Source organism: Mesorhizobium sp. M0898 (assembly GCF_040319695.1).
Lineage (GTDB): Bacteria > Pseudomonadota > Alphaproteobacteria > Rhizobiales > Rhizobiaceae > Mesorhizobium.
This window is the reverse complement of the sequence record NZ_JAMYOE010000020.1, coordinates 24,897-49,486: the sequence shown is the minus strand read 5'-3', so window position 1 is coordinate 49,486 and position 24,590 is coordinate 24,897. Positions and strand designations below refer to the sequence as shown.

The window sequence follows — 24,590 nt, the reverse complement described above, 5'->3', positions numbered from 1 at the left end:
CAAAACTCCAAGAGGAACTCGCACTTTCGCATTGAAGGAAAATGGCCGGAGCATCGAATGCCTCCTTCCGCAGGCGCAAGACATCATCCTGGTTGACTCTTAGCCAAGTCGAGAACAAATGTAGAACATATCACAGGCTTTCCGCGTTTGAAGGGTCAGATGAGTGTATCGGCGCCCCCTGCTGCCATTTCCGAGCTTCGAGAACGCATCGCGCGCCTCGAAGGTGGAAATGCACGCGCCCGCACGGTTTTGCCGTTCGGAGTGGCCGCCATTGACAGGGTCCTGCCGGGAGGGGGATTGGCTTTTGGCGGTCTGCACGAGGTCGCGGGTGGTGGCAATGGCGCCGTCGATGGCGCAGCCGCGGCACTGTTCGCAGCAGGGATTGCCGCACGCACTGTCGGCAAGGTGCTTTGGTGCGTTACCCGGCCCGATCTTTTCGCGCCTGCAATCGAACAGGCCGGCCTTCCCCCGGGAAGGGTGATCTATGTCGAGGCTGGCGACGAGAAAGCTGTTCTCGCCTGTTTCGAAGAGGGCCTTCGTGGCGGGTTTGGCGCTGTCGTTGCCGAGATAGCCCGGCTTTCAATGACGGCCTCGCGGCGGCTTCAGCTCGCCGCCGAAAGCTCCGGCGCCATCGGCATCGCCATTCGCCGCTGGCGTCGGCAGACTGAAGCAACCGATTGTGGTCAGCCGACCGCCGCCGAGACACGCTGGCGGGTGTCGGTCCTGCCGTCGACGCCATTGCCTGTTCAGGGGGTCGGGCGAGCGCGCTGGCAACTCGAACTGATCCGATGCCGTGCAGGAGAGAGCGCAGATTTCATAGTGGAGGCATGCGATGCCAAGGGTGGTATCGCTCTTCCTTCCGATGTGGCCGACAGACCGCTTCAGAAGGAAATCGGGCGACGCCGCGCCTCCGCCTGAGACGCCGCTCGTCCTCATCGGCCGAAACGGGCGCCGCCGTGTCGTGCTTGCCGCTGATGCTGCAGCACACGCAGCAGGCCTGCGCATCGGCATTCCGGCGAGCAAGGCGCAGGCGCTGGTCCCGGGCCTGATCGTCCATGATGCCGAGCCCGATGCCGACGCCATGGCGCTCGAGCGGTTGGCGCTGTGGGCGTTGCGCCGCTACGCGCCAATCGTCAAGGCCGATCCGCCGGACGGCCTCGTCATCGACACGACCGGCGCCGACCATCTGCATGGCGGCGAGGCGGCAATGCTTGCCGAGATGGTAGATCGGCTTGCCGCTGCCCGCATTACAGCCCGGGCGGCGGTCGCCGATAGCTGGGGGGCGACCCACGCGCTGGCGCGCTTCGGCACCCGGGCCACGATCGTTGTGCCAGCTGGCAAGACAGCCCAGGCGATCCTGCCATTACCGATCGCGGCGCTTCGCCTGCCCGCCGCGACAATCGACAGCCTAAGGCGGCTGGGATTCGAGACAATCGCCGACCTCGCCGGCACGCCGCGCGCGTCGCTCGCTCTGCGTTTCGGACCGGAACCCGGTCGCCGCCTCGACCAGGCGTTTGGGAGGGTGAGCGAACCGATCGAGCCGATCCGGCCGGAGGAGATCGTTGAGGTACGCCGCAATTTTGCCGAACCGATCGGCGCGCCAGAGACGATCGCCCGCTATACAGGCAAGCTGGTGGCGGAACTCTGCATTGACCTTGAGACGCGGGGGCTTGGCGCGCGCCGGCTCGATCTTCTGTTCTTCCGTGTCGACAATCGCATCGAGGCGATCCGTGTCGGCACAGCAACGCCGGTTCGCGACACGAAGCGCATGACGCGGCTCCTCACCGACAAAATCGAGACGATCGACCCGGGATTTGGCATCGAGCAGATGCGGCTAGCCGCGACTGCCGCCGAGCCGCTGCGGGCGAAACAGACGATCTCTTCACTTGCCGAGGCGCCGGAACCTGATGTCTCGGATGTGATCGACATCCTCGCCAACCGTGTCGGCGAGGACCGGCTCTATCGCTTCGCCCCCGTGCAGAGCGACGTTCCCGAACGCTCCGTTCAGCGCATTGCCCCGATGGCGCCTGATACCGGCGAGGGCTGGCCGGGGCATTGGCCGCGACCGTCGCGGCTGCTGCCGCGGCCCGAGCCGATCGAGACGGTAGCACTTCTTCCCGACCATCCGCCCGTGACCTTCACCTGGCGCGGGGTGCGCCGCCGCGTGAAACGGGCGGACGGCCGGAACGCGTCTTCGGAGAATGGTGGAAGCGCGACGCCGAGCTCGCGGCGGTGCGGGATTATTTTCAGGTCGAGGACGAGAACGGCGAGCGCTACTGGGTCTACCGCGCCGGCGACGGCGAACACGCCGCGACCGGATCGCATAAATGGTTCATGCACGGGATCTTCGGATGACTGGCTCAGCCCGATATGCCGAGCTGCAGGTGACCTCGCATTTCTCGTTCCTGCGTGGAGCATCATCCTGCGAGGAGCTGTTTGCGCAGGCGGCACTGCTCGGCATCGAAGCGCTCGCTGTCGTCGATCGCAATTCGCTCGCCGGCATCGTGCGCGCGCATGAAGCGGCAAAGACGACAGGCGTCCGGCTGATCGTCGGCTGCCGTCTCGATCTCGCCGATGGCATGTCGATCCTGGTCTATCCGACCGACCGACCGGCCTATTCGCGCCTCTGCCGGCTGCTATCGCTCGGCAAGGGAAGGGCCGGCAAAGCAAAATGCCATCTCGAATGGGATGATGTCGTCGCCTATGGCGAAGGACTGATCGCGGTCCTGGTGCCGGATGAAGCCGATGATCTTTGTGCCGTTCGTTTGCGGCGGCTGCGCGAGACCTTCGGCGATCGCGCCTATCTGGCGCTCACCTTGCGCAGGCGTCCGAACGACCAGCTCCGGCTTTACGAGCTGGCTAACCTGGCGACAGCGATGGGCGTGGCGAGCGTCGTCATCAATGACGTGCTCTTCCACGAGCCGGCCCGCCGCATGATGCAGGATGTCGTCACCTGCATTCGCCACGACGTCACCATCGACGACGCCGGCTTCCGGCGCGAACGTCATGCCGACCGCTATCTCAAACCGGGCGATGAAATGGCGCGGCTGTTCAGCAATTATCCTGAGGCTCTGGCGCGCACGGTCGAAATCGCCAACCGCTGCCGTTTCTCAATGGACGAGCTCGCCTACCAATACCCGGAGGAAAAGACCATGCCGGGCCTCACCTCCCAGCAGGCGCTCGAAAAGCTGACCTGGGAAGGTGCAGCCCGCCGCTATCCCGAGGGCTTGCCGGACAAGCTGATCAAGATCCTGAAGCACGAGCTGCGGCTGATCGAGACGCTCAAATATGCGCCGTACTTCCTGACCGTCAACTCGATCGTCCGCTTCGCCCGCAGCCGGGACATTCTTTGCCAGGGCCGCGGCTCGGCCGCCAATTCGGCCGTCTGTTATGTGCTGGGCATCACCTCCATCGATCCCGAACGCAACAACCTTCTGTTTGAGAGGTTCGTTTCGCAGGAACGGCGCGAGCCGCCCGACATTGATGTCGATTTCGAGCATGAACGGCGCGAGATCGTCATGCAGTGGGTCTATGAAACCTACGGCCGCGACCACGCCGCACTTTGCTCCACCGTCATCCGCTATCGCACCAAGGGCGCTGTACGCGATGTCGGCAAGGCGCTCGGCCTGCCAGAGGACATGACCAAACTCCTGTCCTCGCAGGTCTGGGGCCACGGCGAGGCGGTCGATGAGCAGCGCGCCGGCGAGCTCAACCTCAATCTCGGCGACCGGCGGCTGCGCCTGACCCTGGAATTGGCGGCGCAACTTGCCGGCACGCCTCGCCACCTCTCGCAGCATCCTGGCGGCTTTGTCCTGACCCATGATCGGCTTGACGACCTCGTGCCGATCGAGCCGGCGGCGATGAAGGACCGCCAGGTGGTGGAATGGGACAAGGACGATATCGACGCCCTCAAATTCATGAAGGTGGATGTCCTGGCCCTGGGCATGCTTACCTGCATGAAGAAGTCATTCGATCTCCTGTCCGAGCACAAGGGCATCGCCCTCGACCTGGCGACGATCCCGGCTGAGGATCCGCTCACCTATGCGATGATCCGCAAGGCCGATACGCTTGGCGTGTTTCAGATCGAGTCGCGCGCGCAGATGTCGATGCTGCCGCGCATGAAGCCCCGCACTTTCTACGACCTGGTCATTGAGGTCGCTATCGTCCGTCCGGGGCCGATCCAGGGCGACATGGTCCATCCCTATCTTCGCCGGCGCGACGGAACGGAAGAGGTGACGTTTCCGACGCCGGAGCTCGAGCGCGTGCTCGGCAAGACGCTCGGCGTCCCGCTGTTTCAGGAGCAGGCGATGCAGGTCTCGATGGTCTGCGCCGGCTTTTCCGCCGGCGAGGCCGATCAGCTGCGCCGCGCCATGGCCACCTTCAAGCACACGGGCGGCGTCTCGAAATTCCGTGACAAGCTGATCAACGGGATGATCGCCAACGGCTACACCCCGGAGTTTGCCGAAAAGACCTTTTCGCAATTGGAGGGGTTCGGCAGCTACGGCTTTCCCGAAAGCCACGCCCCCTCCTTCGCGCTGATCGCCTACGCCTCATCCTGGATGAAGTGCTGGCATCCCGATGTCTTCTGTGCGGCGCTTCTGAATTCGCAGCCGATGGGTTTTTATCTACCGGCCCAGATCGTGCGTGATGCTCGCGATCATGGCGTCGAGGTGCGTCCGGTCTGCGTCAATGCCAGCCGCTGGGATTGCATGCTCGAGCCGACCGATGCCGAAGATCGCTTCGCTGTCCGCCTCGGTCTGCGCATGGTGAAGGGTCTCGCCAATGATGACGCGGCCGCAATCGTCGCGGCGCGGGCCGACGAACCCTTCCTCTCGGTTGACGATCTCTGGCGCCGCGCCGGCGTGCCGGCGGCTTCACTTGTCCAGCTCGCCGAGGCCGACGCATTTCTGCCGGATCTGAACCTTGCCCGCCGCGATGCGCTCTGGGCGATTAAGGCGCTGCGCGATGAACCTTTGCCGCTGTTCGCGGCCGCCACGTCCCGTGAACAGGAAACGGTGCCTGAAATCCACGAGCCTGTCATCACGCTCAGACCGATGACGGCCGGGCGCGAGGTTGTCGAGGATTACGGTCATGTCGGGCTGACCTTGCGCAGCCATCCGGTGTCGTTTCTACGCGCCGATCTACGCCGGCGTCGCATCGTGACTTGCCAGGAAGCCATGCAGGCGCGGGACAAACGATGGCTCGGGGCCGCTGGCCTGGTGCTGGTGCGGCAAAGGCCGGGCTCGGCCAAAGGCGTCATGTTCCTCACCATGGAGGATGAGACCGGCGCCGCCAACGTCGTTGTCTGGGTCAAGGTGTTCGAGAAATTCCGGCGCGTGCTTCTTTCGTCGGCCATGCTCGGCGTGCGCGGCCGCATCCAGCGGGAAGGGGAGGTGGTGCATCTCGTTGCCCACGAGTTAATCGATCTGTCGGCCGAACTCGCCAGCGTCGGAAGCCGCGACACGCCATTTCCATTGCCACACGGCCGCGGTGACGAGGCCCATCATGGCGGATCGGGCATCGATCCGCGCGGCATGCCGAAAACGCGCGATATCGTCGATCCCTACGAACACATCGACCGCATCAAGGTGAAGACGCGGGATTTCCGATAGAGCTGCAGCGGTTATCATGTGGTAGTCTGGCCCGCATGACGACGCTTTATCTCAATTGGCGCGCAAGACGGTGAATCCCACAAAGCCGAATAAAACGCATCCGCCGAAATGGATCGAGCCTCAGCTCACGCGCCTGGTCGACGAAGCGCCCAACGGCCCCGATTGGCTTCACGAAATCAAGTACGACGGATACCGCATGCACGCACGGATCGACGGCAGCGACATCCGCTTGCTTACCCGCACCGGCCTCGATTGGTCGCATCGATATCGAGCGACGATAGCGGCCCTGCGCGCGCTCCCGGTGAAAGACGCATATGTCGACGGGGAGCTGTGCGCCGTTCGGGCCGACGGTGTCACCTCCTTCAGCCGTCTGCAGGCCGCTATGGACGAGGGCCGCACGGGCGATCTTGCCTTCTTTGCTTTCGATCTTCTGTTCCTGAACGGAGAAAGCATTGCGAAGCTGCCGCTGATAGATCGCAAGGCGCGGCTGGAAGGCCTGTTTTCGAACGACATGCCCGGCCTGCGCTTCAGCGATCATGTGATCGGCGACGGGCCTGCGTTCCGCAAGCACGCCTGCCGGCTTGCACTCGAGGGCGCTATCTCAAAGCGGATCGACAGCGCCTATGCATCCGGCAATCGCGGCCTATGGGTCAAGTCAAAGTGTCTCAACAGAGAGGAATTCATCGTCGTCGGCTGGACCGATCCGACGGGAAGCCGCCCGCATATCGGCTCGCTGCTTCTCGGCTACTACACCGATGATGGTCGTCTGATGTACGCGGGCCGCGCCGGCACGGGCATCACGGTTGCAGAGCTCAAGCGATTGGCTGGCCGGCTTGGACCACTTCGGATGGATCGAATGCCCCTCGACGCCCCACCGCCGCGTGAGAGCCGGTTCGGCTCGCCCCTTGAGCTGTCGCGCGTGCATTGGGTCAGGCCTGAAATGGTGGTCGAGGTCGCCTATCTCACCTGGACGGAAGACAATCTCCTGCGCCAAGTCTCGTATCAAGGTGAGCGGCAGGATAAGCCAGCCCGGCAGGTGGTGCGTTCCGTGCCCCATCCCTGATCGGCATCGGTCGCCGATCGCTTCTTTTCATCCGACTTGCTCCACCTGCAGCGTGCCGGGTGGAAGGGGCTTGATCAGCGACTTGGCCGACACCGAAGGGTCGAGCCAATCCGCCCACGCGCTGCGATCGAGGAAACGATCTGCCTGTCATGATGGCGCGCGATATCGGGCCAGGCTCTATCGTGAGCATAGTGAAGGCTTCGCCGATCTCCGGCGTGTCACGCCAGATTCGCCATCAGCGGGTAGTCCAGCTTCGCCGACCTACGCCACCCAACGATCGGCGCTGGCCAAGTCGAGCGGGCTTGGGCGTCAGGCTCGGCACCAGCGAGAGGGCCAACCGGCGGGCCAAAGGCAATGCCCGCCGCCAATAAGCTACCGCTTCCGGCGGAGGATTTCGGCACTTTTATTTAGGACTGGCCCGCCGATATCAAGGAGCCGTCGATCGATCCTACACCTTTTCGCAACACGATCTTTGCTGTGCGACCGTGATGTCTATATGCGGATATTCGGAACTGGAGGCAAAAACTGGCAACCTGTTATCCGAACACGAAACCATCTTCGTGGACGCGATTGACGGATGGGACTACAAAAGCACGGGAGCCAGCTCCAGACTATGTCTGATTTAATGACATAGTAGTTTAGGATCGGGCCACGAGAGACATGACGATTGTAAGGTCGGTTAAGACCATGAGTCCACTACGGCGGGTATTCTTCGCGATGTCGGGTTTGCTGATCGCTGGACCTGCTCCCTGTTACGCGGCCAATGCTGTTTCGCGAGCGATCGAACGAGCCCAGCCGTGTACTACCGTGAAAGCGGCGAAATTCGGAGTCACAATCGGTGTCGATCAGTTCAAGAGTGCAGAACTCGAGAACCTGAAAATCGAGGTCAATGGAGATGATGCCAAGATTTCGGTCGCTGGTTCGCTAGCCTGTCGGACGTCCGATTCGGCTACGTTTCGCGGCGACGCGTCGGCGAGATTCAGCGCCACTATGGAGCTCAATCTGTCATCTTGTGCGATCATCCAAGATACAGTTCGCATCGTTTCGACCGGCGGCACGTATGGCTTTGCCGTTGATGCATTTAAGGATGCAATCGAGAAAGCCATCGAGAGTAGCATTTCCGATCAAGCAAAAGCGCTCTGCAAGTAAATGCGACAATCTCCAAGCGCACCAATTGACCGAAGGGAGGAGGATCACGATGGACAAAATCATCAAACGGCCAGTGGCCCTCCTCTCTGCCTTTATCCTTGCCGGCCTCGCCATCGCACTTTGGATAGCGCGAGCACCAACGAGCTACACGGGCAAACTTCCGGTCGTTGGAGATAAATTCCCGATTGAGTTGAATGCCGTCTATTTCATTGTCTTCGGGCCGATCGTTGCGATGGCATGCTCAGCTTTTTTATGGGTCTTGACTGCCGATGGCAGCCGCAAGCCAGTTCCCCGCCTTCTGCGGAACAGCCGAGGTGAAACGGCGCTTCTGATGACTATTTTCTTCCTTATCTTTGCGCTTTCGACCGCTTTGTCACTTCAATATTTTCTGATCTTGGCTCCCGAGAGCTTGTGTGCCTCGCGGCCGCATTTCGACTTTCTTTGGACCAATGTTCCAGGCCCCGAGCGCATCACCCATTGCATGAGCGGAACGAAAGAGATCAACAATAGCGCGCCTTATTATCTGGAACCACAGATCCTCCAGTCGTGGGCACAGGTGTTATGGCCCTTACTAACGCTCTTTTTCCTCGTGGGTGCCTGGCGCGCTCGGATCATGGAGCCGACTAAGCCCTGAGAGCGTCCCACGTTGGCGTGCGATCATCGCCTGGCGCTTTCTGCCCGAACGAGACATAGTCAGCACCTTCACAATGGCCGCGAGTCTGACACCGGCAGGGGCTAGGTGGCGCTGAGAGATCGTTTCGCCGATCGGCGATGTCGCCGTCGCGCTGGGCATCCGCTCGAGGCAAGTGAGGACGACGGCACGGCGCTCGCAAAATAGGCTCCGCCGACCCGGCTAGCCGATGCAGATCTCCACACAGGGTGCGCCCTCGAACGAGCCGGTGCTATGCTGTACCACTATCTTCTGCAGCGACCCACCGAGCTTGACGCCGAGTTCCAGTGACTGCTGCTGAATCCAGTCGGCATCAGACTTGATGACACGGCCCGCGGTCTTTTCCTGCAGGCGGGCGAGCAGCTTCTTCGCGGGTATGTCAGACCAGCCGACTTTCTGCGCCATCGCCTCATCAGTCGGGATAAAGGCGGTGAGATCCGGGCTGACCATAAGCTCAAGCCCGTTCTCTGACAGTGTAGCGTTGCGGCTGCCATGATGTCCAACCTTGTAGAATACGGTGCGGCGCAAAAGGTCAGCGCCCGAAATGGGAGGCGTCTCACTTGCTTCTGTGAAACTCACCGCCGCCCAGGTCTGCCAGTTTCCGACCTGCGCATCGGCCGCAAAGATCAGCACTTTGCGTGTCGCGACGATTTCGATCGCAAGGACGAGGCTGGTATTGTTGGTGCTGCTGTCCAGCTGAAGCGCAAGATCGGTGCCGCTGCTTAACCAGTCACTGTCGATGCGCCTCCAGCTCTGGTCTGCGGATGTCGTCGCGCCGAGCGGGAATTTCGGGCCGCTCACCGGCCCGGCATAGTGGCGAGATAGGAACGCCAGGTCCTTCGGGAAATCTGTCTCCTTGCCTGCGAGCATCTTCGAGAGCGTAAGTCCCGCGCCCTCGTCGAAGGGAGCCAGTGGATCGTTCTTGATACTCAACCCATCCGCCTGGATGGCGAGGCCATTCGCGAGCGCGCCGAGTGTTGCCGACATCTGATAAGTTTGGCTCGCACTGTCTTGGATGTGAAAGAACGTCGAGTCCAGCGGCGGGCCAAGCACATAGGCTCTGATCGCGCTGGCGGCGGCCGGCAATGGCACGATCATGCCCGGAGAAAGATGACGGACATTCGGCGAGAGCGCCCGCAGGGCCTCTCGTGCATCGCGCACCCTCTCGCCATCCAGCCCGATGACGAAGCCGAGAAGCGCATCTATCCCTTGGGCCTGCGCTCCCATCTGCGGATGATTGTCCAGAGCAAGGCTCGTATCGACGAGGGCGGCCAGCGCATCGCCCTTGAACTTATCGATTCGGCGAGCGTCAGGATTGGCCGGATCCTCGGTCCAGGCAAACCAGATTTCGCCCACCGAGAATTTGTCGAACAGATCCTTGGCCTGCAGGAAACCGGAAAGATGATCCCAATGTTCGTGGGTACCGACGATCACGTCAAGCCTCTGCGTGATCTTCAGGATATCGGCAACCACATCTTTGACGCGCGCAGAGCCGCCACGCGCCGAGGTGTGAACCCCGCAATCGATCAATATCCAGAAGGTCCCGCCTTTGTCGTCGGGAACGCCGATGAGGTTGCAGTCCCCGAGGCCATGGCAATAAAGGCGAAGCGTCAAGGTGTTGCTGGCTGTAGGAGTGGTCATATTCAATCCTCGGAAGCATGCAGCGCGGCAAACGGCTCGCGCGCGGCCAAGCCATGATCACTGAAATACATCGATCTCGTTCCGGACGATGGCGGATTGGTCCTGAACGCCAGTTCCTCCGTCAGTCGGTCCGGGCCGTAGATCGGCTTGCTGATGACGTACTTGATCTCGGGCTCGCCATGTTGGTTGGGATTGATCACCACGGTTGATCCGCCATGGTACCAGAAGGAACCCGCATTAGGTTTTTCGGCATAGAAGGGCACCGCCTTGCGCTGCATCAGCGTTACGATGATCTCTTCGGCCGGCCGACCATTGGGCAACACCCGCCGTGCGGCTCGAACGTTACGGACCTCGAAACGAGGGGCATCGGACGTGGCATTGATCACGCCATTTTCGTCATATCCTTGCAGGTCCGGCTGCAGCCTGAGCGTTCTGCAGATGTCGGCTCGGCTTTCCTTGTCTCTTGCCATTTGCTTGAGCAGATAGTTGTGCAACGCGGCGCAACGTGCGCGGCTGTCGCGGAAGATGGTCGCCCGGTCGAGATCGCTCCGCCAGTCGATCTTGAATTCGTTCACGGCGGGCTTCAGCCAGTGCGGATTACGCACTTCCCATGGCCGTTGCCAGCACAATGTCTCGACTGACATCGTCCGCAGATTTGTCGGCAGGAGGTCAAGCCCGCGGAACTTTTCGAGGAAGGCTATGCGGTAGCCATATTTTTCCTCGTGCACTGTTTCGACGTCGGCGGTTATCAGCCCTCTCAGGAAGCTGCTGAAGGTGATATCTGTCGGAGGGCAGTAGTCGAGCGCGCGAATGCACATCCGCAAGACTTGGCTTGCCGCCACGCAGGCCTCCTCGGTGAGCCGCTCGATCAGATCTGGGTGGATCGCCCCTTGTGCCAACACACCGCTGCCGCCGGTTGCCAGCCGGATGAGATCGCGGGTACGCATATCGAAGATCGCCTCGAAGGCCTGGTAGACCGCCAGGACCAGCAGGCTGCCGCGTTCATGCACCTCGAAGCTGGTCTTGTATTGGACATCGTCATACTTGCGCAGATAATCGCGCAAGGCTCCGTGTTTGCCCAGACCCTCTCCGAACTGTTTGGCAAGGCCGCTCAGCAGGTAAGCCGCGCCAAGATCGCCACGGGTATTGGCAATCTGCCGGTGCACCAGATCGCGATACTGGAAATGCTGGAATAGCGCTACCATGTCAGCGAACGCCTCATGGAAAGCCCCGACATCGGGGTTGGATGCTTCGCGATAGCCCGGCGTGTAGCCGTCAAGCAGAGCGTGCGTCATCTCGTGCGCGACGATATCGGCAGACAGGCAGCTGAACACCATCGTGCCTGGCGCGGTACTGTCGTCTTTGGTTGAATCGGAAGGGAAATAGCCAAGCAGCAAGGCAATTTTGTCGGGACTATAGTAGGAGTTCTTCGCGCGCAAAGCATGCGGATAGATACGCAGCCGCTGAACGTATTCGTAGCGATGGCGGCCGTCAGTGTTGTGCAGCGCCCAAAGCGCGCGACGACCGAGCGCATTCTCAAAGCTCGTGATCGTGCGCATACCGACGGCATACACCATCTGCTGGTGGAACTGTGGATTGCCTTCGGAGGGATCCAGGCCATCGGTCAACATTAGGCGCGGGTCTTCAAGATTGACCGGCTGGTAGAATTGGTTCGAGGCGGGATCGACATCGACGACTTCGAGATACTCGCCGACTGGCCCCGGCCCGAGTATCGAATGGCCTTGCTGATCAACCTCATACGGCACCTCGACCGTGGCGATCTGCTCGGCATAGGTGGACAACGTCCCGCCAAGGCTCGGATCGAGCGCATAGATGCGCAGGCGCCGGTTCTCCGGCGGATCGGGACGTTGTGGAGAGATCGGTGCTGGCGGGCGAGGCGCCTGCCGCGCAAGCGGCAGCGTAGCCAGCAGGGTCGTGCCGATCCCAAGCGCTACATCGATCGCGCGATTGAGCGCCTTGGACCCCATGTTGCTGTCGCGAACGGCCTCGAGGAAACGCTTCCGGTCGGCATCGCTGGCGGTCCCACTTTCGGGATCTGGCAGGATGCCTCCGAGCTGCGCATCGAGCTGGGTCAGTTGCAGGATTTCTAGCTCCAGCATCGCGGCACGGGGCGATGCGGCCGCCGTCGCTACGCCGACACCTGTCCCAGTCAGTAATCTCAACCAGGCAAGGGAGGCCGACGCAACCGGCGCACGCGTCAGGCTCTGCGCGGCGGCGGGTTTGACCTCCAGCGCGCGCAATGCGTCGACCGTGCCTTGGCCGAGGAGTTCACGCACCGCGGCGGCGTTCAAGAGCGGCGTCGTCCTGCGTCCCGCTTCGAATAACGCCTGACGGACAGCTTCTCCCCGTTGCCATGCCTGCGGATAGGCTTGATGCGCGACAAAGTTCCTGGCGATCCACAAGGCGGCGGTGGCCGCGACCTGCGGCGTCGCTGATGAGGTTCCCGAACCGTTCTGATCGACGTTGGTGAGACAGCCAAGTTCGGCCCATGGTGTGTTTGGCGTCCAGCCGGCGAGTGCTGTGTCCATCTTGGCGTCGGGGCCATGGCAGCCCTGCATCGTGCCGACATCGAGATCGAAGTAGGCTGCACCATTCGCCATCACTCCGGTCGCCGCGATAACGCGCCGCATGCGCGCAGGGTAGACAATCGAGCGTGGCGAGGGGACGCCACCGATGAAATTGCCGGCGGCGGCGACCATCACCATGCCGGCTTCGTAGCATTGATTGACTACGTCGGCGACGGCGCTGGAGGCCAGCCCGCCCATGCTCATCGACAAGACATGGGCTTTGTTGTCCAGCGCGTATGCAAAGCCCTTCACCATGGTGCTGGTCGACAGACGCACGACGGAATCCGCGATACGGATCGGCAGGATCCGGGCATTCGGGATGCCGCCGAGTGCCCCAGTGATCCCACCGGGAAGCCCACCCGGATCGCCACCGGCGAGTAGCACGATCGTGGCGGGGCCGTGGCCGGGATTCTGCCCGATGCCACCAGGCGTCACGTCTTGCGCGCTGTTGGGCTGGCCCTCGCCGGTAAAATTGCGTTCGAGGGCGGTCAGAATGTTGGCGGGTCGCGCCTTGTGGCCGGGGTCATAGCCGGTGTCGAGATGAGCAATCAGCACCCTTTGTTGATCAATGGCAGCCACGCTGGCGCGCGCGCTCCGCAGACCAGAGAAATTGTCATCGAGGTGCCAGGCGAAATGCGGCCCGCCCATCAGACCACCGGTGGTCTTAGGCGGATCATTTTGACATATGGCGGTCTTCGCCGCCCGATCCGTCGGAAACTGCTGGACGACATCCGGCTCGGCGGCGACCACGTTATTGGCATCGGCTGAAAAACCCTGCGCCATCAGCACATGAGCACGGTCCCAGGGCTTATCGCCCGCGTCGACCATCACCCACTGGGTATGCTCTTCAGCGGCGAGGCCCATGCCGCCGGTGCTGCCTGGCGGCACGTCGAGGATGACCTCTGCCTTGCCCAGCATATCCAGGTTGGCGCCGGCAAAGGCGCCGCCCGCCCGCACCTTGACGAGAAGGCCATTGGTTTCGATTGGCATCGCGTTGCCCTCATTCAGAGTGTCTTCAGATACTCGATCAACTGACGTTTCTCCGGCTCCGAAAGGTCGGTTCCCCAGTCATGCCCGGTGGCCCCATTGCCCGGCTGGCTGGTATCGAACGCCGTGCCTGAATCTGCCGAAAACCCGACATCGAGCGGATCGTAGCGCGGCGAGCCCCTGAGGAAATGCGATGGACGGCTGGAAGGCGGGGTCAGGAGTGCGGCAAGCGTGGGCACAGCGCCGTTGTGAAGGTACGGCGCGCGCGCCCAGATGCCATCGAGCGGGGCCGCAGCATAGCCGCCGGTCTTGCGGAACCCCTGGTAGCGCCACGAATAGTCCGCCAGCGCCGCGAACCCCTGCGCCGTCTCCGGCGTGAAGGCGTCGACGCGGTTGCGATCGGTGCCGATCATCCGCAGCGGGATCACCTGGCCGGCCCTGTCGCCGCCGCTGTCGTGGCAAGACGCGCAATTGGCGACATAGATCGCCTTGCCCGCTTGCGCTTGTGCATCGTCGATCGGCCATGGATAGGGTGGCGGGGGGAGAGCTCGCACCCATGCCTCGTTGCGCGCAAGGCTCGGTAGGTCGATCGTGCTGCCGGTGGCGCCATTACCGATGCCAGAACTCAGGAACACCTCGTGCAACGACGTGTTCGCACCGTCCCAGTGAAGACCTTTCCCGTCGCGTGATTGCATCGCCCACAGCGAGGGAATGTCCACAATGTCCAGCGTGCCGTCGAATGGTATGCCGAGCACTTGGATCTTTGCTGGCTGGAAGCCTGGCGCGCGGCCTGGCCCCCAATCAGGCTGGCTCTCCATGAACGCCATCTCGCGTGCTTGTGCGGCGATCGCGGTCTTCATCTGCGGGATGACGAGGGCGCGGTAGAAGAGCCGCTGGACGGCGTTCAGCCCGTCACCCAGCCGGGCATTCTCTGCCAGCACCGCATCGGCAGTGAATCTGTCGCTGCCAACGCACGAAAACAGGAAGCGCAGATAGGCCTGCAGGTTCAGGCTGGTGTTGGGAGCGCCGGCGATCAGTTGCGACACGCCGTCGGGTCCTTCGATCCGACCGACATGGCACATCGCGCAATTGACCCCGATCCGCGGCACCAGTTCGGTCTCTACCGGCATGCCGACCGGCGTCGCGTGGCCGGGCTCCCACTGGAAGCCGAACTTGCTGAAGCCTCCTGCGCGCTCGGAAAGCGGCAGGCACAGGCCCGGCAGTGTGCGCCAAACCTCATAGGGCATGCCCTGAGCGGCCTCGACGCCATTGGAGCCATACTTGAAATGATCGACATCCGACGCATAGCGCGTCGGCACCGGAAACAGCCATTGATAGGCGAGCGGGGTTGCGGCGACCAGCGCGGCGCACAGCCATGCCGCCCAGCGGACAAGGGTGCGGCAGCGCCTCATTGCCGGTAGCCGTAATCGCGCGGGCGCGGGCCTTCGCGGAAGATGTTCAGCAGCAGGAACAATTCGATCAGGCCGAACGCGCTATCCGCCGTGAACAGCATCAGAAACCCGTTCGGCATGTGGCTCAGCACCACGCCAACAAGAAATGTGGTTGAAGGTACCAGCCTTCCTACCACCAGCAGCCAGCCGTTGACGCGGTAGCGGAACGGATCGCGCGCTGCGGGAATGTAGAACAGGCTGAGGATCATCAGCAGGATTGAGTAATTATACAGCCACAGCAGGCTTTCTTGCTGGCCGAGCCGCAGCATGGCCAGCAGGCTGTTCCCGTTGCCGAACACCGCCCAAAGCCCGAATGACCAGTTGGCGATCACACCCAGCCAGACGACGATCCGAAACAGAACCCGCGTGTCGAGCATCGCATCCGCTCCCTATTTGGTCTTCAGATATTCGAGCAGCGCGTCCTTGTCGGCTGGCGACAGATCGGTTCCGTAGAGATGGCCGCCATTGCCGTTGCCTCGATCATGCGTGTCGAACAGGTAGAAATGTCGCGACCCGGTCTGCGCAACATCGGAGACGAAACCGACCCGAACCGGATCGTAGACGTCGTTGCCACGGTAGAAAGTGGCGCGACGCTCCGCCGGTGACGCTAGCAATTCGGCCACCGTCGGGACCGAACCATTGTGTAGGTAGGGCGCACGCAGCCAGATGCCGTCGAGCGGATGGCTGGCATAGCCGTCGGTCGTGCGGAAACGATGGAAGGCCCACGGCTGACCCTCGCCAATCATGTTCATCTTCGCCGCCATTGTCTCGTCGAAGGCGTGCTGCCGTTCGGGATCGGTTTTGAGATAGGCAAGCGGGATCACCGCGCCATAACCCTTGTGACCCTCCTCGTGGCACGACGCGCAATGCGCCTCGTAGACCCGCGCGCCGGCAGTGGCCTTGGCGCCGTCGATCGGGAATGGATAGCGCGGCGGCGGCAGCGTGGTGATCCAGTTCTTGATCCGGAAGATCCCAGCCATGTTGGCGGGATCGCTGAGCGTCTTCGGGGTCGCACCCGCGCCGATAGAGGCCGACAGGTTGCGCTCGTCCAGTGAATCATTGTTGCCGTCCCAGTGCAGCCACATCCCCTCGCGCGACTGCTGGTTCCAGATCGACATGAAGTCCGCAGTGCCGATGCTCTTGTCCTTCGACATGTCGTCGTGGAAGACCAGCACTTTGTAGGGGTTGAAGGTATCGACGCGGCCGGGCCCCCACGGCGGACGACCGACGGTGATCGAGGCGAACTGGGCACTGCCCTCGATCAGCGCCTTCTTCACCCGCGGCACGGCAATCGAATATATCTGCCGTTCGAAGAAGCCCAGCGGCTTGTGCTGCTCGATCGCGGCCACGACATTCTCAGTTGTGAACGAGGGGTTGCTCCCGCAGGCGAACAGGAATCCGAAATAGCCCATCAGATTGAGCTGCTGCGCCGGAGCGCCGAGATAGACGACCGGCGTCGATTGCGGCGTCTCGCGCACCGACGTGGTATGGCACAAGCCGCAATTCGGCCCGACCTGATCCAGAAAGCCGACCTTGCGCATCGAAAAACCGATCGGCGTCGGCTTGCCGGGCTCGTGAATCACCCCGAGCGAGGCATAGCCGCCGGGCAGATCGCCACGGCAGACCTCGGGCATCGTCGCCCAGATCCAGTACGGTATGCCGCCGACATCGCTGCTGACCGAGCCATATTTGAAATAGTCGGCATCGTTGGCATACGGCACCGCCCTGTCGACCGCGGACGCCTGTCTGAACAGAGAATAGGCGATCAGCCCGAATAGAACGATGATGCCAAGCACGATCCAGAGAGGTCTCTTACGCGACCTCTGTGCGACGGAACCAGCTACCATGTTCGGCACTCCCTATTGCTGACTACGTCAGGGGCGGCTCATCACTTCGGCCTGGAAATATTTGAAGTAGAGGAAAGCCAGCACGATCGCCGCGACCAGCCAGACCGCGCCGACGATTGCGAAGCGGCCGCACTGCGCGATCAGCCAAATGCCGAGTAGGGCGCGCGCCACGAAGCCGAGGATGTTCGACATCTTGGCGGCTGCCGGCATCGTCCAGCCAAGCAGCATGTAGACGACGAGCAGCAGGAGCAGCAGGCCTGCAACGCGCGGCCAAACTATGCCGGCATCGTCGCCGAGATCCATGAGCCTCGAAACGCCGAGCGGTGACAGCAGCAGCGCAACGGCACTCGCGGCCTCAATCAGCAAGACCGCACCCAACATCGTTCGGTACCAGGCCTTCGCGGACCGCACGGCCTCGGCCATGAACCCGCGATGAAGCGTCTCGTTGGTCATTGCGTCACCAATCCCTCGCTTGCCGACACCTTGAGATCCGGGTGGGTCGAGTAGATCGACATGATCGTCTCGACCATGCGGTCGTAGTCGTTGTCGTATCGGGACATCTCGTAGCAGCCGAGAGGGTTCTTCGGCGCGTTGACCAGGCACTTGTTGCAATAGGTGCAGGGCCGGTCGGGCCGATCCTTTCCGCTCTCCCAGATTTTCACGAGGTTGTTGTTGGCGATCAGCGATCGAGCAATGGTCACGCCATCGCACACCTGGTCGCCGATGGCCTTTTCAATCACCGAGGCGGTCTGGAACCCGCCGGTTACAATCACCGGAATCTTGACCGCGGCCTTCACCGCGCGCGCCGCCTCGAGATTGATGCCCTCGACCGGCAGGCCCTTCTTCATCCGGAACCAGATCCAGTGGAAGATCGGTCGCAGCAGCTTGTAGCGGAACAGCAGGAAGTTGCGCATGCCGAAATCACCGGAGCCGATCATCGTGTCATAGGTCTTCGCCAGCACGTCGAGCGGGAAGTCGCCGGGCGGGTTAAGCGGATGCGGGAAGCTCGATCCGCTCGACACGTGAATGCCGTCGACGCCTGCCGCCTCGCACCATCTGGCGATCTGGACACAATCCTCCAGCGTGTTGCCCTTCTTCTCCCACGGCATCACGTTGTTGTTGTCGACCCCGCCGAGTTTGACCTGAAGATGGAAGCCTGAGCCGATGCGCGCCCGGATGGCGCCAATCACCTCCAACAGGAAGCGCGCGCGATTCTCAAGGCTGCCGCCATAATTGTCGATCCGGTCGTTGATCCCGGAACTGAGGAACTGCGAAAATAGATAGCCATTGGCCGAATGAAGCTCGACGCCATCAAGACCGGCTTCGCGCGCCCGCCATGCCGCATTGGCGAACGCCTGCACCGTATGATCGATCTCGGCCTTGCCCATCGCGCGGCAGGGAACCCCGTTGATCGGCTCGCGTTGGCTGGTCGAACTGAGCGCGACCCGGTTCTGATTATGGATGCCTGGCAAATCGAGCTGCCGCCCCGAATGGCTGAGTTGGATGATGAATTTCGCGCCGTGGCTGTGCACGGACTCGCCGAGCTTGGTCCAGTTGGGGATGAAGTCATCTCGATGGATGGTGCCGTAGCCCGCGATGATCCTACCCTCGATTAGCACCGGCACATAGGAAGAGATGATCGCGCCGACGCCACCAGCGGCGAACTTCGATTCCCAGTTGATCCGGGTCTGCGTGGGGGCACCGTCTTCCTGGTCGAACCGGCCCGAGATGCTCGACCGGAAAATCCGGTTCTTGATTGTCAGGTTGCGGAATTCGAGCGGCGAGAACATCTGTCGGTCGGTCATTGCGCGGACCCCCCGATTGCGTCGCGCCATACCGTTGCCATCAGGGCAGGAACCCAGCCCTGCGCCGGGCACGCGCTCCAGCTTCCCGCCATGAACGCCATGTCGGATCCCGGCATGCGGGCATTGGCCTTGTCGAGTTGCAGCAGCACCAGCGTATTTTCCGTGAACGGCCCGGCCGGACACGTCCCGGCAACGGTGGGCTGGCGTAGCACCTGCCTGGGCGCGACCATCGAGGCGGCGACCGCGGCGGCAGGCGAACTCTGGTCGCGTGCCACCGGATCCGCGTAAAGTGTGCGCATGCGCGAAAACGCTTCGGCGAGGTTGTGGATCGCAACACCCGTGCCGTGCAGCCCGGTCGGATCCTGATTGACCTTCTCAGCAAGCAGCGCGCGGGCCTTGGCGACCCGCCCGGTCAGCGCCCAGATCAACCGCTTGACCGGATTGAAGCTGCTCGGTGCGTCGCGCAACACCAGTGCCGCCGACCAGCTTTCATCATCGGCGCGGTAATTCGGATCAAACAGCTGCCCGACCGCCTGCTGCGCGAGTTTGCCGCCACACTTGGCCCCGCCTTCGCCGCGCACATAGGCCGCCAGCGCATCGATATCTGGTCCGGCAAGGCCTCTAGTTGCCAGTGCATCGAGCCGCGCCTGCGTCGCGCTCTGGGATGGGGCAGGCCGCACTGGCCCGTACTCGGCAACCGGCGGCAATGGTGCGCCGGCGAGCGTCAGGATCGAACGAACGCGGCCAAGGATGATTCGGTTGAGCATGGGTCCGCGCCGCAGATACTGACGGTCAAACCGGCGGTCGCCAGCGATCGCGGCGATCGCCGCTGCATCATCGACCGGCAGCACGTCGACCAGCCCGGGGATCGCAATCCTGCTCATTCTGTCGCCCATGGGAAATAGAGGTTGCGCACATCTGCGAAGCGGGGCGCCAGCGCCGGGCAATGACGCATCATCACCGACCGAAGGTCGTTGTCGGCGACCCAAGCAAACCCCTCCGGCGTATAGACGTCGGGCGTGAAGTCGCGCGTATAGAAACGGTCGCTCTTCAGCCGGCGTGACGCCATAAGGATGAAGATGCGGAACACCGTATCTGAGAAGCCAAAACCGGTTGGCGTACCGCCATTGCTTTCGCAAAGCGTTCCAACCAGCAGATCGACATCCTCGACCCGCTCATAGATCGCCGCGACCTGACTGGCCCATTCCTTGTTGTCGGTCAGTTCGTCGAACGATGCGGGGACTTTCATGCCTAGCATCCGCCGGAACGCGCAGTAACGCGGCACGCCCCGTTCTCGGTCGCGCAGGATGTCGACCGCGGCGAGATCCTTGAATATCCCCTTCTCCGGATTGATCGGAAGATTGCGCAGTGCATTGGGAAAATTGTGCAGCACGAGCGCGCCTGGATGGCTGGTTGCCAGCGAATAGACGATGTCGTCGAAGCTCGCTTTGGCATATACGTCCGAGGTCTTGCCATGCGACACGCCAAGCATGTCGGTGCTGAAGATGACCTTGTCGTCCTTGGCCCCGCGGAAAACGAATGCTTCGGGGATCAGAGAATGCATACGGTAGCAGGCGACGAATTCCTCCGTCATCGCATAAGGGGCCGCATGGTGGTCGGTGGGTGAGCCAATGACCCCCGAAATCGCTTCATTTTCACTCAGCCGGCCGAACGCCCTAGTGAAGTGCTCCCCGGTCATCCCCCACCAGTTGGTCCGCATGACGAAACGACCTGTCGGCGAGTTCATCAATGCCGGGGTCCATTCGGTGGTGTGGATCTTAGCCATGAGCGCGGCATTGACCAGCCGCGCCTTCTGAAACAGCCATTCGCCATCCTTTTCGGGATAATCGATCTTGAACCGGTCGACGATCGCGTTGTGCTCGCGGGCAAAGAGTGTCTGGAAGACCGAAAGACCGATCCACCAATTGCCCGTGACGCCGGCCAGTTCCTGATTGTCGAAGCGGCTCCCTTCGGCATCGCCGAGGTCCCTGTCAGGCGACAGGATTGGGAGATTCCCGGTCACGCTCAGCCCCAGCTTGCCATCGGAGCAAACTGTGCCGGTGGCAGGATCGGTGCGGACGAGTATCTGCCGTTCGATCGTCGAGCCGTAGATCTGCGATCCATCCCACCAGTGCGTTTCGGTATTGGCGAATGCGGCTGGACGGCCCTTGTCCTGCGGTTCCGGTGCATCGGGCACTGAGCGCAGGATCGTCATCGGGTCCTCGTACCAGTCGTCACCATTTTCGAGCGGGATCCGGTACGGATCCTCGCGCAGATTTGGCCCGTGGCTCAGCCAGTCATGCACCATGAACTGCAGCCAGCCCGACACAAGCACGTTGAGATGCGGCACGGGAACGAATTCCCCGCGCGCCAGCAGCTGCTTGCTGATCTCGCGCGGACTGGGCTTCGTCAGCGATGCGCCCTCGGCGCCGAACGTCTCATTGATAGGAAAATTGCGCCCGAATCGTGTACCCGCCATCCCCATTGCTGGCGCTCCAAGGTCGTTGAAGCTGCCGTCCGCCATACGCATTGACTGGACGTCAACATCGTGCGGGGGCGTCAACGAAAGATCATGCGTTCGAGGGAAGACGTTATTCCAGCGCATAATCGCCCGAATGCCGTCCAGCGTCGCAATAGCGGGAAGAAATGGAATCTTGTGCCACGGGGCGAATTTTTCGGTGACGCGCGCAAACACCATTAGAGCGCGATCAAGAAAACTCGCCTTCATTATGCTAGCCCCCAAGCCGAGATCAAATTGTCGCATAGAATTGCGGTGAAATCAATTTACTTGCGGATTTGTTTTCGCCAGGCAGTATCACACTGAAGTGGATTTTCAGGTATCTCGTTTTGCTAGGTTTCGAGTGTCGGGTTTCTCTTGTTCGGCGGCTGCTTTTGGGGGTGCCTAGGAGGAGGATGGCTTGTCGCTGGGGGGTGACGTAGGTGACCACGGCAGCGACTATGAACATGGGACCGGATGCCGACCGTGGGCATCACCCTGTTTCCATCGCGATGGGATTGCGCAACTGTTCCGCTATGATCCAGGAGTCTGTGCATGGACGGGCCAGCGGCTACACGCGCCGTCATCGAATGTGCGACGATTCCAGTGTCCACGTCGTCGTCCTTCAGACGGAAAACGGACCAAGGCTTATGATCGGACATACCACAGTTCTAAAACCGCACCCGATTTTACTCTTACTATCTAGCTTGAATGTTGATGACTTGCGTCGTAGAATATACCAAGCGTCCAGGGGGGGCGGAATGCGCATCAATTCAGTAGTATTACGAACGCCGTCTCGTCTCGTCTCGAATGACGATATACTTAATTACATTCGCGAATACAATTTCAACTGCGACCGTGACGACGTCGAAGCTTACTGCCGGAAGGTCGATCGCCTATTTCGAAGGGCTGGCTCGAAAACGCGTTATGTGCGAGACAAAGACACCGGCGAAAGAGCGTTTGATTTGCTGCTTGATGCCGCTCGATCGGCTATCGGCCGTGCCGGCTTGGCGGCTAAGGACATAGATCTGACAATTTACTGCGGGATCGGGCGCGGCTTTCTAGAACCGGCGAACGCAGTGTTTCTGGTTAGCGCTCTTGGGATCGAATGCGACGCCTTTGACATCACAGAGGCATGCATGAGCTGGGCCAGAGCACTTCAGGTTGCCGAAAGCCTTCTGCTAACGAAATCATATGCAAAGATCCTGATCGTAAACGCAGAATTCAGTGTCTTTGAAAATGGCTTTCCTGACATTTTCAAAATGCGGAGCGATGCTGAAATCGCCTATACTTTCCCAGCTCTAACCGTCGGCGAAGCGGCCACCGCTACCGTCGTCACGTCATCACCTCATGCTTGGAAAATTCGTTTTCGAACGAAGGCCCAGTTTGCGTCACTCTGCTGTCTCCCGCTCCCCGGCTTTGACGATTTCTGCATGGTGGATTCAAGAGCCGGAGCCAACGGACCACATCAACTGGTCGCTCATGGCTCGGAGCTCGCGCGGACTGCGAGCCGGGAAATGACGTCCTTCGTTCAAACGTCATATCCCAACATTGCTGATATCGACGTCTGGCTTCCCCACAGTTCCAGCGAGTCGGATCTAAAACTGATGGCATCCAAATTAAACATTGGCGACCGCCTTTATCATGGTATATTTCGCAAGTTTGGAAACTTGGCCTCGGCGTCTATTCCAGCAGCCATAGTTGAGGCTACTGAAAAGGGTGTGCTGAAGCGAGGGCAGCGCGTGGTATTTTGCCCGGCATCTGCAGGGATGGTATTTGGCTTGATAGAAGGTACCTACTAAATAAATAAGGGGGCGAGATGGGGGGCAACGGCGAGGAAGCACCAAAAGTCCCTGAGCCGCAACAGGAATCTCCACCGGCAAACTTCCAGAATCCAATAGTAGTGCTGGCGACTCTTATCCTTCTCAGTTTGTTTGTCATGATTGGGGCCTCCATGCTTGGTCTTGATCATGGATTCCTTGCAGGGATGGCCAAACCGGAGCTTGCCAGGGGGCTAATCACATATCTTTTTGCCGTTGTAACAATCGGCATAGCTGTTGCTCTTGTACTTAGCACGTTGGTCGGACCGGCTCCTACCGACGCAAATGACGGTCGATTCCAGCGAGCGAAAGAGGTTTTATCCCTTCTTCTTGGGGTATTTGGCACGATTGTCGGCTATTACTTCGGCGCAGAGTCTTCCAAGGCGAATCTGGAGGTGCCGTTCGAATTGTCCACTCCGGATCTGTCGCCGCAGCCCGTGGGCCCGGCCGGACTGGTCACATTGCGCGCTGTCATCAAGGGCGGCACGGTGCCACTCCGATACGGAGTCGCGCAAGGCGCCGACAATGTCGATGTGACGGATCTGGCGTTCGAGGGGGGATGGATTGTCAAACAGATCGAATTGAAGCCGCCATCGCCAGCCGAAATTCAGAGCATCCATCTGATAGCGGAAGACGCTAGCGGCAGGCGGGTCGAGCGCGTTATACCTATAAGGCGAAGCTCACAAGATTAGGACGGGCCGGCCGCTATTGCCGCGAAGTCCACGGAAGCGAAGGAGTTAGGAAACATGTGTCGCTTGGCTTTAATGGCAGGTGCGGCAAGTAGGACGAGACCCCATGCGAGCGCCCGGATCTTTGCATCGGTACTGGAAGTCACAACGAGATAGATCACCCAGGCGGACAGAGCGACGTTCAAGGCGCTCAGGGTTAGGAGGCGGGCGAAATAGTCCGGCCCGTCCAGCCTCTGGACCGTAATGCGCCCGAAACGACGAGATGATGTAGCCCGGCACTACGAAGACGAAGGCAACATTAGACCGCGTCCAGCGAGAGGAAATTTCCCATTTAACCCATGCCTCGAGCGAATCGCGCCATTTTATCTGGCGCGGAAATCGGCGGCTAGATCGGTGCAATTAATGTAGCCAAAGATCAGCATTGGTACACATGGACTGTTCGAGCCGGGATGACTGCCCGTTATCGGCAACGTTTCAGCCATTAATAATATTCGCCGGAGCCGCGCAACGGAGTCAGGGCTATTGACGTCGAAAATAAACAACGCGCCTCTCATGTTCGCCTTTTGTGCTCAAAAAGTCGCATAAAACGCAGTCTGGAAGTTGAAAGTTCAGGACCCAAAAGGGCCTCATTTCATTCCATTGAACCCGCCTTGGCCGGATAACCCTTTGCGACGTAGCTAAGAAGGCGGCTTCATAGCCGAGCGCGATGGCGAAGATGCGCTAGTCTAGAATGCATCTGTGAATTTTTGCATGCGCATCGCTGCCGACACC

At 61.0% G+C, this 24,590-nt stretch carries 16 protein-coding genes and 2 pseudogenes; 8 read left to right on the top strand and 10 right to left on the bottom strand.

Annotated elements, in window-relative coordinates:
* The first annotated feature begins 159 nt into the window (after nucleotides 1-159).
* The 4 genes and pseudogenes from NKH90_RS20325 to ligD all read left to right on the top strand — a co-directional run bounded on the left by NKH90_RS20325 (nucleotide 160) and on the right by ligD (nucleotide 6,675).
* Nucleotides 160-918: an ImuA family protein gene (locus NKH90_RS20325; RefSeq protein ID WP_352820579.1), complete on the top strand. Its 759-nt coding sequence runs from the start codon at nucleotides 160-162 to the stop codon at nucleotides 916-918.
* Nucleotides 833-2,355, top strand: a pseudogene (locus NKH90_RS20320) (Y-family DNA polymerase). Before NKH90_RS20325 ends, NKH90_RS20320 begins: the two are co-directional and overlap by 86 nt.
* On the top strand, nucleotides 2,352-5,612 hold the full coding sequence (locus NKH90_RS20315; protein ID WP_352820578.1) for an error-prone DNA polymerase: 3,261 nt from the start codon (nucleotides 2,352-2,354) through the stop codon (nucleotides 5,610-5,612). Before NKH90_RS20320 ends, NKH90_RS20315 begins: the two are co-directional and overlap by 4 nt.
* A 55-nt stretch (nucleotides 5,613-5,667) precedes the next feature.
* The gene (gene ligD, locus NKH90_RS20310; protein ID WP_352820577.1) at nucleotides 5,668-6,675 is read left to right on the top strand and encodes a non-homologous end-joining DNA ligase; all 1,008 of its coding nucleotides are present in this window, start codon (nucleotides 5,668-5,670) and stop codon (nucleotides 6,673-6,675) included.
* A gap of 27 nt (nucleotides 6,676-6,702) precedes the next feature.
* On the opposite strand, the pseudogene NKH90_RS20305 reads toward ligD, so the two are convergent.
* Nucleotides 6,703-6,904: pseudogene (locus NKH90_RS20305) on the bottom strand (SOS response-associated peptidase family protein); the annotation flags it as partial.
* 488 nt (nucleotides 6,905-7,392) lie between these two features.
* Between NKH90_RS20305 and NKH90_RS20300 the strand changes: the two are divergent.
* Together NKH90_RS20300 and NKH90_RS20295 are read left to right on the top strand one after the other, a co-directional pair.
* Nucleotides 7,393-7,824, top strand: coding sequence for a hypothetical protein (locus tag NKH90_RS20300; protein ID WP_352820575.1), 432 nt, complete (start codon nucleotides 7,393-7,395; stop codon nucleotides 7,822-7,824).
* A 49-nt stretch (nucleotides 7,825-7,873) separates the two neighbouring features.
* Nucleotides 7,874-8,458, top strand: coding sequence for a hypothetical protein (locus NKH90_RS20295; protein WP_352820574.1), 585 nt, complete (start codon nucleotides 7,874-7,876; stop codon nucleotides 8,456-8,458).
* A 219-nt stretch (nucleotides 8,459-8,677) separates the two neighbouring features.
* Here NKH90_RS20295 and NKH90_RS20290 read toward each other — a convergent pair whose 3' ends face one another.
* From NKH90_RS20290 to NKH90_RS20250, 9 genes are read right to left on the bottom strand one after another with little or no spacing between them, the layout of a single operon-like run.
* Nucleotides 8,678-10,135: an MBL fold metallo-hydrolase gene (locus NKH90_RS20290; RefSeq protein WP_352820573.1), complete on the bottom strand. Its 1,458-nt coding sequence runs from the start codon at nucleotides 10,133-10,135 to the stop codon at nucleotides 8,678-8,680.
* A 2-nt stretch (nucleotides 10,136-10,137) separates the two neighbouring features.
* Nucleotides 10,138-13,713: a S8 family serine peptidase gene (locus NKH90_RS20285; RefSeq protein WP_352820572.1), complete on the bottom strand. Its 3,576-nt coding sequence runs from the start codon at nucleotides 13,711-13,713 to the stop codon at nucleotides 10,138-10,140.
* Nucleotides 13,714-13,727: 14 nt separating this feature from the next.
* Complete coding sequence (locus NKH90_RS20280; protein WP_352820571.1) at nucleotides 13,728-15,122, bottom strand: c-type cytochrome; 1,395 nt, start codon at nucleotides 15,120-15,122, stop codon at nucleotides 13,728-13,730.
* Nucleotides 15,119-15,538, bottom strand: a complete 420-nt coding sequence (locus NKH90_RS20275) for a hypothetical protein (RefSeq protein ID WP_352820569.1) — start codon at nucleotides 15,536-15,538, stop codon at nucleotides 15,119-15,121. The genes NKH90_RS20280 and NKH90_RS20275 overlap by 4 nt, the downstream gene beginning before the upstream one ends.
* A gap of 12 nt (nucleotides 15,539-15,550) precedes the next feature.
* Nucleotides 15,551-17,008 (bottom strand): c-type cytochrome, encoded by a 1,458-nt coding sequence (locus NKH90_RS20270; RefSeq protein ID WP_352820568.1) that lies wholly within the window; start codon nucleotides 17,006-17,008, stop codon nucleotides 15,551-15,553.
* Between the two features lie 27 nt (nucleotides 17,009-17,035).
* On the bottom strand, nucleotides 17,036-17,461 hold the full coding sequence (locus NKH90_RS20265) for a hypothetical protein (RefSeq protein WP_352820567.1): 426 nt from the start codon (nucleotides 17,459-17,461) through the stop codon (nucleotides 17,036-17,038).
* Nucleotides 17,458-18,813 carry an NADH:flavin oxidoreductase gene (locus NKH90_RS20260; RefSeq protein WP_352820566.1) on the bottom strand — a complete coding sequence of 452 codons (1,356 nt, stop codon included), beginning with the start codon at nucleotides 18,811-18,813 and terminating at the stop codon, nucleotides 17,458-17,460. Before NKH90_RS20260 ends, NKH90_RS20265 begins: the two co-directional genes overlap by 4 nt.
* Nucleotides 18,810-19,697: a hypothetical protein gene (locus NKH90_RS20255; protein ID WP_352820565.1), complete on the bottom strand. Its 888-nt coding sequence runs from the start codon at nucleotides 19,695-19,697 to the stop codon at nucleotides 18,810-18,812. The genes NKH90_RS20260 and NKH90_RS20255 overlap by 4 nt, the downstream gene beginning before the upstream one ends.
* Nucleotides 19,694-21,337, bottom strand: coding sequence for a peroxidase family protein (locus NKH90_RS20250; RefSeq protein ID WP_352820628.1), 1,644 nt, complete (start codon nucleotides 21,335-21,337; stop codon nucleotides 19,694-19,696). Before NKH90_RS20250 ends, NKH90_RS20255 begins: the two co-directional genes overlap by 4 nt.
* A gap of 734 nt (nucleotides 21,338-22,071) precedes the next feature.
* On the opposite strand from NKH90_RS20250, the gene NKH90_RS20245 reads away from it, so the two are divergent.
* Together NKH90_RS20245 and NKH90_RS20240 are read left to right on the top strand one after the other, a co-directional pair.
* Nucleotides 22,072-23,112: a 3-oxoacyl-ACP synthase III family protein gene (locus NKH90_RS20245; RefSeq protein WP_352820563.1), complete on the top strand. Its 1,041-nt coding sequence runs from the start codon at nucleotides 22,072-22,074 to the stop codon at nucleotides 23,110-23,112.
* A gap of 17 nt (nucleotides 23,113-23,129) precedes the next feature.
* Nucleotides 23,130-23,822, top strand: coding sequence for a hypothetical protein (locus NKH90_RS20240; RefSeq protein WP_352820562.1), 693 nt, complete (start codon nucleotides 23,130-23,132; stop codon nucleotides 23,820-23,822).
* The last annotated feature ends 768 nt before the right edge of the window (nucleotides 23,823-24,590 follow it).